This window comes from Kribbella catacumbae DSM 19601, assembly GCF_000372465.1.
Taxonomy (GTDB): Bacteria; Actinomycetota; Actinomycetes; order Propionibacteriales; family Kribbellaceae; genus Kribbella; species Kribbella catacumbae.
Window position 1 is genome coordinate 65,724 of the sequence record NZ_AQUZ01000013.1, and the last position, 12,674, is coordinate 78,397.

At 68.2% G+C, this 12,674-nt stretch carries 11 protein-coding genes; 5 read left to right on the forward strand and 6 right to left on the reverse strand.

What is annotated here, in order from left to right:
- Positions 1 to 474: a DnaJ family domain-containing protein gene (locus tag A3ES_RS0115750; protein WP_020387798.1), complete on the reverse strand. Its 474-nt coding sequence runs from the start codon at positions 472 to 474 to the stop codon at positions 1 to 3.
- 757 nt (positions 475 to 1,231) lie between these two features.
- Here A3ES_RS0115750 and A3ES_RS0115755 point away from each other — a divergent pair.
- Both A3ES_RS0115755 and A3ES_RS0115760 read left to right on the forward strand, forming a co-directional pair.
- A complete protein-coding gene (locus A3ES_RS0115755; RefSeq protein WP_237744969.1) occupies positions 1,232 to 2,776 on the forward strand; it encodes an aldehyde dehydrogenase family protein in 1,545 nt (514 codons plus the stop codon).
- Positions 2,773 to 3,924, forward strand: a complete 1,152-nt coding sequence (locus tag A3ES_RS0115760; protein ID WP_020387800.1) for an NAD(P)/FAD-dependent oxidoreductase — start codon at positions 2,773 to 2,775, stop codon at positions 3,922 to 3,924. The genes A3ES_RS0115755 and A3ES_RS0115760 overlap by 4 nt, the downstream gene beginning before the upstream one ends.
- On the opposite strand, the gene A3ES_RS51265 is transcribed toward A3ES_RS0115760, so the two are convergent.
- Positions 3,921 to 4,583, reverse strand: a complete 663-nt coding sequence (locus A3ES_RS51265; RefSeq protein WP_026162903.1) for a hypothetical protein — start codon at positions 4,581 to 4,583, stop codon at positions 3,921 to 3,923. The two genes, A3ES_RS0115760 and A3ES_RS51265, sit on opposite strands and share 4 nt — an antisense overlap.
- A gap of 196 nt (positions 4,584 to 4,779) precedes the next feature.
- On the reverse strand, positions 4,780 to 5,133 hold the full coding sequence (locus A3ES_RS0115770; protein WP_020387801.1) for a type 1 periplasmic-binding domain-containing protein: 354 nt from the start codon (positions 5,131 to 5,133) through the stop codon (positions 4,780 to 4,782).
- 49 nt (positions 5,134 to 5,182) lie between these two features.
- On the opposite strand from A3ES_RS0115770, the gene A3ES_RS0115775 reads away from it, so the two are divergent.
- From A3ES_RS0115775 to A3ES_RS0115785, 3 genes are read left to right on the forward strand one after another with little or no spacing between them, the layout of a single operon-like run.
- Positions 5,183 to 6,316 (forward strand): hypothetical protein, encoded by a 1,134-nt coding sequence (locus A3ES_RS0115775; RefSeq protein ID WP_020387802.1) that lies wholly within the window; start codon positions 5,183 to 5,185, stop codon positions 6,314 to 6,316.
- Positions 6,316 to 7,305 (forward strand): hydroxyacid dehydrogenase, encoded by a 990-nt coding sequence (locus A3ES_RS0115780; RefSeq protein WP_020387803.1) that lies wholly within the window; start codon positions 6,316 to 6,318, stop codon positions 7,303 to 7,305. The genes A3ES_RS0115775 and A3ES_RS0115780 overlap by 1 nt, the downstream gene beginning before the upstream one ends.
- Positions 7,302 to 8,264 (forward strand): D-2-hydroxyacid dehydrogenase, encoded by a 963-nt coding sequence (locus tag A3ES_RS0115785; RefSeq protein WP_020387804.1) that lies wholly within the window; start codon positions 7,302 to 7,304, stop codon positions 8,262 to 8,264. The genes A3ES_RS0115780 and A3ES_RS0115785 overlap by 4 nt, the downstream gene beginning before the upstream one ends.
- Positions 8,265 to 8,271: 7 nt before the next feature.
- On the opposite strand, the gene A3ES_RS0115790 is transcribed toward A3ES_RS0115785, so the two are convergent.
- From A3ES_RS0115790 to A3ES_RS0115800, 3 genes are all read right to left on the reverse strand, one after another.
- Positions 8,272 to 10,278, reverse strand: coding sequence for a DUF8189 domain-containing protein (locus A3ES_RS0115790; RefSeq protein WP_020387805.1), 2,007 nt, complete (start codon positions 10,276 to 10,278; stop codon positions 8,272 to 8,274).
- Between the two features lie 81 nt (positions 10,279 to 10,359).
- The gene (locus tag A3ES_RS0115795) at positions 10,360 to 11,151 is read right to left on the reverse strand and encodes a DUF2382 domain-containing protein (protein ID WP_020387806.1); all 792 of its coding nucleotides are present in this window, start codon (positions 11,149 to 11,151) and stop codon (positions 10,360 to 10,362) included.
- Between the two features lie 83 nt (positions 11,152 to 11,234).
- Entirely contained in the window at positions 11,235 to 12,674 is a 1,440-nt protein-coding gene (locus tag A3ES_RS0115800) for an aromatic amino acid lyase (RefSeq protein WP_020387807.1), read from the reverse strand.

Here is a 12,674-nt window from a genome sequence, read left to right on the forward strand (position 1 = left end):
TCAGCTGAAGAGGCGTTGCCAGAGGCTGCGTTTGGGGGCCGGCTCGGGCTCTGAGGGCCGGGGTGGTGGGGTTGGGCGGTTGGCCTGCCAGTGGGCGACCAGCTCTTCCTCGTCGACTGGGCCTACCGGCACGACGATGCCGGTCGCGTCGCGGATCTGGAGGAGGATTCGGCGATTGAGGTCCTGCAGGTAGTCGCGGACCTCGGGCTCGGTACGCAGTACCGCGAGCTTGTCCTGGATCGCCTGCTTCTCCTTGCGAAGCTGGACCGACGGCGGCAACAGCGCGTCGGTCTCGATCTTCTCCCGGCGGATGAAGTCCTTCACCCACCAGTCCGGATCATGCGGGTCCGCCAGCTTCGGCAGCGGCTTGCCCGCGCCGGCGAGATCATCGAACTCGCCCTGCGCCTGGGCCCGCTTGATCTGCGCCTCGACCCAGTCCTCGGTCCGCATCCCGGGCGGCTTGCGCTCGGTCATGTACGCCCCTCCAGTCAACTCCGACTTGGTTGCTGTACAGCACGTACTTTACCTACTTGTGATTGCATTCACAAGATCACCAAACACACTCGCCACCCCCCACCCCACTTTGAGCACGGGCCAGTCACCCTCCCCGGCGAAACCCGCCCACCCCGTGCCCAAAGGCGCCCTCCCCCAGCCACCCTCAACAACCTTGGGCACGGGGCAGTCACTCGACTGGGGAAGACGTGACTGGCCGGCGCTCAAGGTCGGCGACTCCTCCGCTGGCGGGCTGACGGGCGTCGCAAAGGCGCGCGGTGTCGCTCGCCGCGGTCTCCCGTCGGCGATGGGCAAATCAGTACGACGCCGAAGACCGCAGCGGCCCCGCCGCCAACCACACGCAGCTGGCTCGGCGGGCGGCGCGGCGCCTCCGAGCCACCGGCGACCTTGAGCACCGCGAAGTCGCCCACCCGGGCGAAACCCGCCCACCCCGTGCCCAAAGTCGCCCTCCCCCAGCCACGCTCAACGACTTTGGGCACGGGGTAGTCGCCCTACTGGCGGAGACGTAGCTGGCGCGTGCTCAAGGTTGGGGCGGCGGGGTGGGGGCTGGGCGCACAGGCGCGGGGTGGGGCACACGGGGTGGGGTCGGGCGCCCCAGGCGTGGGGCGCGCGGGGTGGGGTTGGGCGCGTAGGCGTGGGCGCGCGGGGTGGGGTTGGCAAGGGTGCAGGGATGGGTGAGGGTGGGGGCACCGTGGCGTTGAAGCGAGAGGAACCATCCGTGTCTTCTGTCATCTTGTCCGTGGTCAAGGGTGAGCGGGTTCAGGAACCGGTCCGGACTACTCCGTCCACCAATCCGGCCAACACCGCCGACGTGGTCGGGACCATCGGGGTCGCCGGGCCGGACGTCTTTGTTCAGGCCGCCCAGGCAGCCAAGGACGCACAGCCGGGATGGGCGGCGTTACCTGCCCCACAACGCGGGCAGGTGATCGCGAACGTCGGCCGCTTGATGTCCGCCAACAAGGACCGGTTGGCCGCCCTCGTCACGCGCGAGATCGGCAAGCCGCTCGCGGAGGCGCTCGGCGAGGTTCAGGAGATCATCGACACCTGCGACTTCTTCATCGGCGAGGGCCGCCGGCTCTACGGGCAGACCGTGCCGTCGGAGATGCCGGACAAGCAGCTGTTCACCTTCCGTCGCCCGGTCGGCGCGGTCGCGGTGATCTCGGCCGGCAACTTCCCGGTCGCCGTACCGTCGTGGTACATCGTGCCCGCGCTGCTCTGCGGCAACACGGTCGTCTGGAAGCCGGCCGAGTACTCGTCCGTCGTGTCCGAGGCGTTCTACGAGATCTTCGCGCACTCCGGCGTACCGGCGGGGGTTTTCAACCTCGTGTACGCCGACGGCCCCGACACCTTCGCCGGATTGGAGCAGGCCCTCGCGGCCGGGCTGATCGACAAGGTCGGCTTCACCGGATCGAGCGAGGTCGGCACCCGGATCGGCGAGCTCTGCGGCCGCCACCTGCAGACCCCGTGCCTCGAGCTCGGCGGCAAGAACCCGATGGTGATCACCGAGGACGCGGACCTCGATCTGGCCGTCGAGGGCGCCCTCTTCTCCGGCTTCGGTACTGCGGGCCAGCGGTGCACCTCGCTGGGCACGGTGATCGTGCACGCGTCGGTGCACGACGAGTTCGTCAGCCGCTTCAGCGAGGCCGTACTGAACGCCGCGATGGGCGACCCGACTCAGGATGTACTGTTCGGGCCGCTGCTGGACGAGAAGTTCGCGGCCGGCTTCGAGAAGTCGCTCGGCTGGATCGCCGCCCACCACACCGTGATCGGCGCGACCGGCCGGGTCTCGGCGGACAACCCGCGCAAGGGCTTTGTCGGCGATCCCGAGGCCGGGCTGTTCTACCACCCGGTCGTCGTCGACGGCGTCCGGTCTGACGACGAGCTGTTCCTGAACGAGACCTTCGGCCCGATCGTCGGCATCACCACCTACACCACCCTCGACGAAGCGATTGCTCTGGGCAACAAGTCTGGCTACGGGCTGTCCAGCTCGATCTACACGACCGATCCGAACAAGGCGTTCCGGTTCGCGCAGGGGATCTCGGCGGGCATGGTCAGCGTCAACAACTCGACCTCCGGCGCCGAGGCGCACCTGCCGTTCGGCGGGAACGGCAAGTCCGGCAACGGTTCGCGGCAGAGCGGCATCTGGGTGCTCGACCAGTTCACCCGCTGGCAGTCGCTCAACTGGGACTACTCCGGCAAGCTCCAGAAGGCGCAGATGGACACCGTCACGGTTGAGGCGGATTACACGTTCTTGCTGCCATGAGCCTGCCCGCGAAGGCCGACGTGGTGATCGTCGGCGGCGGGGTGATGGGCACGAGCATCGCCTTCCACCTCGCCGAGGCCGGCGTCACCGACGTCCAGCTGCTGGAACAGAACGAGCTCGGTTCGGGATCGACCTCGAAGGCGGCCGGCGGCGTCCGGGCGAATTTCTCCGACGAGCTGAACATCGCGCTCGGCGTGCGCAGCCTGGAGGCGTTCGCCCGGTTCGGCGAGCGTCCCGGGCAGGAGATCGACCTGCACCGCGTCGGCTATCTGTTCCTGCTGTCCACGGACGAGCAGGTCGAGTTGTTCGAGGAGAGCACCCGGCTACAGAACGCCGCCGGGCAACCGACCCGGATGCTCGACGTCGCCGAAGCCGTCCGACTCGCGCCGATCCTGTCCCCCGACGGCCTGATCGCCGCCTGCTTCTCACCCAACGACGGGCACTGTACGCCGGAGTCCGTCGTACTCGGCTATGCGACAGCCGCTCGCAAACTGGGCGCGACACTGGTCACCGGGTGCGAGGTCACCGGAATCGATGCCGTCGGCAACGAGATCCGTGGCGTCCGGACGAGTCGCGGTGAGGTCGCGACCTCGACGGTGATCTGCGCGGCCGGCGCGTGGTCCGGACCGCTCGCGGCGATGGCCGGCGTCGACCTGCCGGTGACGCCGTTGCGCCGCCAGATCGTCGTAACAGAAGCGATTCCTGGCCTGCCAGGCAACCTGCCGATGACTATCGACTTCAGCAGCACGTTCTACTTCCATGCTGAAGGACCCGGCCTGCTGGTCGGTATGTCCGATCCGGACGAGGAACCCGGCTTCCACCTGGGCCGTTCCGAAGCGTGGCTCCCCCGCCTGACCGCCGCGATGGAACAGCGCGCGCCGTCGTTGCTGGACGTCGGACTGGCGAGCGGCTGGGCCGGTCTTTACGAGAACACGCCCGACCACAACGCGCTGATCGGCGAGGCCACCGACGTGAGCCGTTTCCTCTACGCCACCGGCTTCTCCGGCCACGGCTTTCTCCAGGGCCCGGCGATCGGCGAGATCATCCGGGACCTCTACCTCGACCGCCCGCCGTTCGTCGACATCTCACCGCTGGACGCCACCCGTTTCCAGAACTCAGGACTGCGCGCCGAGCAGAACATCGTCTAGGGGCGGCTTGGCTGCTGCGGGTTTTCCGGGTCGTCGGGCCAGTTGTCCGGGTCGCACCAGGCCGGGTCCCAGCCTTGCGAGGCGCAGTACTGGGCGATCATCTCTTCACGCGTCGGCGGCCGGCTCGGGGTCGGGCGGGTCGGCGGCGCCGTCGCCGTCGGCTTGGTGCTCGGCGGCCTGGTCGGCGTCGGCTCGCGCTCCTCGCGCTCTTCCCGCTTCGTCGTCCGCGTCTTGGTCGGCTTCGGAGTTGGCTTGGTCGTCTTCTCCACCGGCGGCGGCGCTGACGTCTCGGCCGTCGTGGTCGTCTTCGGCGGCAGCGTCGGCTTCACCGGCACCGACGGCGTCGCGCTGCGGTCGTCGGTGATCGGCAGCGCCTGCGAGTTCGACGGGCCGCCGTCGAACAGGCCGATCGCGGACAACGCCCAGAAGTTCACGGCCAGGAAGAGCATCAGGCCGGCGCTGCCGAGGGCCACCACGCGCCGCGAGGGACCGCCGTACCGGCCGACGGGACCGCGGACGGCGTTGCCCTTGCCGTCGACCCAGAACTTCCAGTCGTCGGGCGCGGCCGGCCAGGACGGATCGGGGCGCCAGGTTTTCGGCGGCACCCAGCTGCGGCGGGGCGGCGTGGGCCAGCTCGGCGGTACTACGAACCGCTTCACGAATCCTCCACGTCGCCGACGAAACCCGACCCAGGTTAGTGGATCGTCAACCACTACCGACAGTCCGGCCGGTGATCTTTCACCGACCCGCACGACGTCCAACGACCCAACCAGCCGAAAAGCTACTTCCTCTTCGGCGTGTCGCCTTCTTTTTCTGGGATTCGCGGTGGGCCGCTGGTGTCCCGGACGCGCAAGGTCATCGGCAGATAGACGGGCTCCGCATCGCAGTCGTTGACCAGCAGCCGTTCCAGGATCTCCCCGGCGCGCCGGCCGAGCTCTGCGTCATCCCACCCTGGAAGTCGACCGAGATCGACGGCACGCCCAGGCTGGGGATGACCCGATTGAACAACACCATCGGATGCTTACGATCCACCAACTCGATCAGCTCCGCGCGCGGCATCCGGGGCGAGCAGAGCAGGACACCGTCGCAGCAGCGCATCAGATCCTCGACCAGCTCGTACTCGAGCGCGGGATCCTCGTCGGACTCCATCACCATCATCCGGCGGCAGCCGAGGTCCCGGACCGCGTCGTGCACTCGCTTGCCGAGCATCCTTCACCCAGCTAGTCTCCGTTGGCAAACGCTTACCGGGAGGTCTTCCATGCGGCACGGCGCCTTCGCCTACACCTGGGATCTGGTCGGCGATCCGTCGGCGGCCGCGCGGTTCGCCGCCCTGGGCATCGACACCGTGACCGTGCAGGCGGCCTACCACTCGGTGCGCGCCACGACGGCCTGGCATCCGGCGCATCGCGTGGTGCATGCCGAGCACGCGGCGGCGTACTTCCGGATCAGGCCGGAGCGTTGGCGCGGCCTGCGGCCCTTGGCACCAGCTTGGGGCGTCGACGACGAAGACCACTTCGGTACTGCGACCGCCGCGCTCGCCGCCGCCGGGCTGCGATCCGAGGCGTGGGTGGTACTGACCCATTCGTCGGTGCTCGGTCGTTCCGCTCCGGAGCTGGCCGTGCGGAATGCCTACGGCGAGGTCTTCAGCCACGCACTGTGCCCAGCGCAACCTGCCGTCCAGGACTATGCGCTGACGATCGTGCAGGAGATCTGCGAGCAGTACGACGTACCGGCGCTGGTGCTGGAGGCTTGCGGCTGGCTGGGGTTTGAGCACGCGAGCCAGCACGAGAAGACCTCGGGCGCAGACCTCTCCACCTGCGCGCGCGACCTGCTCTCGATCTGTCTATGCCCCGCCTGCGCCGCCCGGCTCACGCTGGACGTTCCCCGGCTAGCGGCCGACATCAGGACGATCGTCGATCGCGAACTCCAGCAGGGGATCCGCGCCGGCGCAACCCTGGCCGACGCGCTCGGCACCGAACGGGCCGACGCGATCTACCAGCACCGCCGCGACGTGATCACCGGTCTCGTCCGTGAGGCCGGCGCGTTGCCGGGCGAGCGCGATCTGTTGCTGATGGCAACTGATGATCCGCAGGTGACCGGGCCCGACGTCGGCGTCGAGCTGGCCGGGTTCGCGCCTGCCCCGGCCGCGTTCGTGCTGAAATGCTGGGATGACGAGGAGTCGGCGATCGCCCGGGTGAAAGCCGCGGCGGCGCGGACCGACGTACGGTTGGTTGCCAATGTCAACGCTCTCGGCGAGCGCCCGGAGGAGCTGTCTGCACTTGCTGCCGGGCTTGTGGCGGCAGGTGCCTCGGAGCTGCGGTACTACCACGCCGGATTGGCCTCGCCCGCACGCCAAGAGGCCATCCGCCTGGCCGTACAGGAGGTGAGCTGATGCTCAACGGGCTCTACGTGATGGACCTGGCCCCCTTCCCCGACGTGTACGGCGAGCAGGAACGCGCCACCCTCGAGAAGCACCTCCGCATCGTCCCTCCGCCGCTCACTCCGGCCGAGCTGACACCGGAGTTGCTCGCCGAGGTCGACGTACTCGTCACAGCCTGGGGCGGGCCACAACTGACCGCTTCGCTGCTGTCATCGGCTCCCCGACTCAAGTTGGTCCTGTACGGCGCCGGCTCGGTGCGATCGATCGTGACGCCCGAGTCGTGGGCGCGTGGTGTGCGGGTGACGACGGCCAACTCGGTGATCGCCGCTTCGGTTGCCGAGTTCACCCTCGGCCAGGTGCTGTATGCGCTGAAGCACGGCTGGCGCTACGTGCTGGGCGCGCGAGCCAGAGGAGAGTCGCTGCCCAGGGCAACCGATGAACCGGGTGCCGCCGGTTCGGTGGTGGGCTTGATGTCCCTCGGAGCTACCGGTCAGGCGACCGCGCGCTTGCTCGCGCGGCACGACCTGACCCTCCAGGCCTACGACCCGTACGTCGATCCCGCCGTGGCGTCGGCGCTCGGCGTCCGGCTCGTTTCGCTGGAAGAGTTGTTCGCCACCTCTGATGTCGTCTCGCTGCACGCTCCCGTGCTGGACGAGACGCGCAGGATCGTCAGCACGGAACTGCTTTCGTCGATGAAGCGCGACGCCACGTTGATCAACACCGCGCGGGGTGCGTTGATCGATGAGGACGCATTGGTCAGCGTGCTGCAGGAGCGCGCGGACCTGTTCGCAGTACTGGATGTGACGGACCCTGAGCCGCCGCTGCCTGGGTCGCCGTTGTTCTCGGCGGCGAACATCGTGGTGACGCCGCATCTGGCCGGCACGCTGAACACCGAGCGACGACGACATGGCCAACTGATGGCCGCGGAGCTGGCGCACTACGTCGCCGGTGAGCCACTGGAGCACGAGGTCTTCGAGTCCGGGCAGGCGAAGTCGGCATGAGCCCGACCTTGGTCCTGGTGCCACCCCAGCGAGACAGTACTGCGGACTGGCCGGCGCGACTGATGTCCGAGGTGCCGGGATTGACGGTGATCCGGCCCGCCATGGAGGACGCCGTCGCGGCCCTCAGAACTGCGGACGCGGCGTACGGCGTACTGCCGGTCGAGTTGCTGGCAGCAACTACTCGTTTGCGGTGGTTGCAGGCGCAGCAGGCTGGGCCGCCGCCTGGGTTCTACTATCCCGAGCTGGTCGCGCATCCGGTGCAGGTAACCAACATGCGCGATACGTATACCGATCATGTGGCGACGCACACGCTGGCCTTGGTGCTGGCGTTGTGCCGTGGATTGCCGCGCTACGTCCGCGAGCAGCAGACCGCGACCTGGAACCCGGACTGGGATCCGGGCGCGGTCATTTCCTTGCCCGATGCAACAGCTCTGATCGTGGGAGTCGGTGCTCTGGGCATCGAGATCGGCCGATTGCTGCACGCTTTCGGCGTCCAGGTGACGGGGATCGACGTACGACCGGAAGATCGTCCTGGTTTTGCCGAGGTACTTCCGGTGGAGGCGCTGGACGATCAGCTACCGGCCGCGGATCTGGTGATCCTGACCGTGCCGCATACGCCGGACACCGAAGGGATGATCGATGCGCGGCGACTCGGGCTACTGAAGGCCTCGGCATTCTTCGTCAACGTCGGTCGCGGCCCAACCGTCAACCTGGATGCACTCGACGCGGCTCTCGCGGCCGGGCGGTTGCGCGGCGCGGCACTCGACGTGTTCGAGACCGAGCCATTGCCTGCTGACCACCCGTTGTGGCGGCGGCCCGAAGTACTCATCACTCCGCATGTCGCCGGCGTCGGGCCGCATGAAGCGGAGCGGCGTTTCGCCGTCCTGCTGGAGAACGCCCGGAGCTTTGTCGCCGGAGACAACCTGATCAACGTCGTCGACAAGTCCAGGTGGTTCTGAGCCATAACTAGGTCGGCTGACCAGCCGGTACTACGAGGAGCCGGCCTCCGAGCGTGACCCAGGGACTCCAGCCGCTGCTGGGGAAAGCCTGGACTCGTTCGCGGAGGGTGCCATCGGGTGACAAGGCGAAGACGTGTTGCCGGCCGGTGGCATCCACGACGACTGTGGGGGTGGTGACGGCGTCGCGGGCGTCGAACACTTCGGCGCCGCTCCACTCGCCGTTCGTGTTGTTCACTTGCCACTTGTGCGTGATCTGCGCACCGCCGGGCGGGATGGTGAACAGCTCGAGCCGGCCGTCCGCGTTCACCGCGGTACGGGACGCCGCGTCGGCCCACGAGTCGATGTTCTGCCACTCGGCCCAGCCCGCGTTGGGCGCCGACTGGGTACGGCGGTAGACGCCAGCGCCGTACGGGGCCATCGCGAGGACGCTCAGCAGGCCGCTTCCGTCACGACTCACGTTGCCGAGGGCACCAGCCGGTCCGCCGAAGGTGTTGTTCCACGGACTCCAGGCACCATTCGGAGTGGTCTGCCAACGATGGGCGATGTACGAGTTGCCGGGACCGAGGGCGAAGACCTCTTGGCGGCCGTCAGCGTGGATGCCCACCACGGGTGGCGCGCCGGCTGGGCCGCCGAACGGCTCCCAGGCGGTCCATGACATTGAGCCAGGACTCGTTTGATGGCATTGCGAGATGGACGAACCACCGGGTCCGAGCAGGAAGGCATGCAGCCGCCCGTCAGCCTGTCGCGAGATCGTCGGCGCGGCCCCGGCCGGCGTTCGGCCGAACTGCTCCCAGCTCCCCCAGGTCCCGTTGGCTCGCTGGACACGATGAAGCACGGTCGCGTTGGAGCCGACAGCGAAGAGCTCCAGCCGCCCGTCCCGGTTCTTGCCGATCGTGGGGACGGCGGCGACCGGATCGCTGAACTGCGACCATGGACCCCAGCCGCCATCCACGTTCTGCACGCTGCGCTGGATCCTGCTCGATTGATCCAGCGCGAACAGTTCGAGCCGGCCGCTGTGGTTCAGGACGGCCGCCGGGTTCTCGCTCGTGTGCCAGATCGGCGGCGTACTGCGCCAGGTCAGCGGCGCGAGGTAGACGCCGTGCTGGAAGGAGCCGGTGTGGGTCGCCCACCAGTTGCCGTCGACCTCGAGGATCTCGGCCGCATGCGACGGCAGATGCCCGGCGTAGTCCTCGACGCGGAAGGAGAACGGGTCCTTGCTGCGGTACACGTCCGTGCCGACGTACCCGCTGCGTGGGCCGATGAAGAGATACCACCAGCCGTCCCGCTGGACGACGTACGGGGACTCGGTGACGGAGGCGTTCGAGTCGGTGCTCGCGTCGGTGAAGACCGTCCGCGGCTCGCTCCAGGTCAGCAGGTCGGAGCTGGTCCGGGCCGCGACGGTGTGGTGCGAACCCCAGCCGGCGATCTCGCAGTAGTACATCACCCAGGCGCCATCGATCCTGGTGACATAGGGGTCGCGGGCAACGAGCCCGCGGAACACCGGGCCGGTCGGAATTCGCCGCCAGCTGAAGAGATCTCGCGAGGTGGCCAGGTTGATCGCACAACCGGCACCACCTGCCGCGTAGTACATGTAGTACGTCCCGTCGTGCTCGATGACGTGCGGCGCCCAGAGATGCTCTTCCTTGAAGTACGCCGGATCGACGGTGAGCACGTGGGGCTGAGTGCGCCATGGGCCCTTCAGGCGTGGTGCCGTGGCGTGGTTGATGTGGATCTCTTTGGCACCATCGGGGAAGCTCCCGACCGGTGCGCAGTCGCCGATGATGCCGAAGAGGTGCCAGCTGCCGTCCTTGCCACGGATCAGGCAATGGTCGTTCATGTACTGGTACGGCGGCCCGGCCGGCGTTGGATCGTAGACGTGCTCGAACGGGCCTGCGCCGACCCAGGACAGCGGCGCCGGAGCAGCCCCCGCCGGGAGTCCGGTCATCCCGGCAGCGGCTACTCCGGCAACACCACCGAGCAGCACGGTACGACGCGTCGGGCCGGCCATCGCCATGCTGCCTCACCTCGGGCTCACGTGGAGGAAATCGATTTCTCAGGCGTGAAGCCCGAGTCTGGGGGCGACGATCCCCGGCTGTCAATGCCTGGTGTCGTCGACCTCGATCTGCTCCTTGCGGACGGTGTCCTTGACCTGCTGCTCGCCGCGCACCGTCTCGGTCTCCAGGCCGACGCGCTCCTTCGCGACCGTCTCCTTGGCGACGACCGGGCGCTCCTCGTGCAGGACGACCTCCTGCTCTTCCTCCTGGATCGAACCGGGGCGCTGCTCACCGTCGCGGACCGGCTCGCGGGTCACGTGGACCTCCTCGTGGCTGACCGGCACGGTGACCTCTTGCTCCTCGGTCACGACGTGCTTGTGCAACCGCACCCGTCCGGTCTCGACCGTCTCGGTCCCCGCCCGCAGCTCCTCCTCGGACCGGACCATCGACTCCCGGCCCGTGCCATCCATGCCACTGGCATGCCTGCCACCAGCATTCCGGTCGGCAGCATCTCGGTCGGCAGCATTTCGGTCGGCAGCGTTACGGCCAGCATTACGGCCGGCATCGCGGCCGGACGGCGCTGCCTGCAGGTGGTAGTGCCGGTAGAGCTCAGCCGCCTGGGCCTCCGTCAGCCGGCCGTTGTCGTCGATCCGCGGCGCGTCCTTGATCGCATCCTTCAGCGCGCCGACATGCAGCCCGTCCTGCTCGGTGTGCGCACCCATCAACGGCACAAAGGACTCCTTGGTCCCGAACATGCCCGTCTTGACCGTCAACCACTCCGGCTGGCCGGTCTGGTCGGAGGCGTACAACTGCGCGGCCGTCCCGACCTTCTGCCCTTCGGCGTCGTAGACCTCCTTGCCCAGGGCCCGTTCCAGCTCCCGCATGGTGCTCATCAGTCTCATCCCCGTTCACTTGTCGTAGGCAACTGCCTTCGACCGGCGGGTACCCGAAGTGACGCCACCCAAACGAAGAGTAGTCAGACTACGTGCTCCAGCAGGCGGGCGAGATCCGCTCCGAAGGGACGATCGGCTTCGATCGGTGGTACGACGTCGGCGACCGCCGCGAGGAAACCGCGCAAACGTTCGGGATTCGGACGTTTCGACAACGCAAAGGCTTGGTGGACCGCCAGGAGTTCACAGGCAATGACCTCGCGGGTCAGGCGAACCGCCTCGGCCAGTACTCCGGCCGCTTCCCAGCTGAAGCTCTGCACATCTTCTTGTCCGTTGGAGGTTTCGAGAGAACCCATTGCCGAAGGCAACGCCAACCGGCGCAGGTAGTGGCTGGTGGCAACGGCTCGCTTGTGGACGGCGACCAGTCCCGCTTGCGGACCCGGCTCAGCCGCCAACTGTGCAGGCAGACCGGTGACCGCGGGATCGAGCAGCCGGTGGATCCTGGCGGTCGACACTTCTGCCGCATGGGCCAGCGCGGCGACGAGCTGGTCGCAATGCGCGGCCAGGTCGATGCCGTGGAAGCCGGCGGTCCCGACGAAGGTGCCGTCGAGGAACGCTGGGGAGTCGGTGACACCGGTCAGTGCGCGATGGACGGCCTCGTCGAGTCGCGAGACCGAACGCCTGAGCTGCGAGATCACCTGTCCCGCCACGCGGAACGAGACCGGTGCTTGCAGCGAACGCGGTTCGCGCTCGGGACCGGCCAGCAACAAAAGCCGCTCCAGCTCGGCTGTCAGCAGCTCGTCTCCCCTTCCACACAAGGGGTTGTAGGGATCGCGATTCGCTCCGATCACCGCGATCGAGCCGGCGGCGACCAGACTCAGGTGATCGGCAAGCCGCCCAGCGATCCCGACCTGCAGCCAGGCCCGCCCGGTCGCCCCAGGAATCCCGGCCAGCAGCGAAATGCCTTCCTTCGGCCCGAGCTCGAAGGGAGGCAACGCCTCCTCGGCAGAGACGAGCCGGCCGGACGGCATCCCGCCTTCGACGGACGCCGGGGCGAGCAGGTGGCCGATGCCGACGAGCGGCCCGAAGGCATGCGCGAGCGGGATGATCTCTCCCGCCGACCCCGCTCCACCGACGGGGATCGCCGGCACCATGCCGCTGTTCAGCAGGGCGACCAACTGCAGACACAACTCCGGCGATACGCCCGCGTCGCCAAGGAGGAAGGTCTTCAAGCGAGCGATCACGACCGCACGCGCCTCAGGTGCCGGTAGCCAAGGCGCGCCACCGACGGCGCGAGCGAGGAGCAGGTTGCGCTGATGGACCCGCTGCTCAGGCTCACTCAGCCGGACCTTGCTCATGGCCCCCATCCCGGTGTTCACGCCGTAAACCGGATCGCCGGTGGCCAGCGCCGCCAGAACGGCGTACCGGCTGGTGGTGAGGCGGTCGAGCAGGTTGCGGGACAGCTCGATCGGCTCAGTGTCGAACAGTTGCCGAGGGCCCAGGTCGGCCGGGTGGTCGATCAGCAT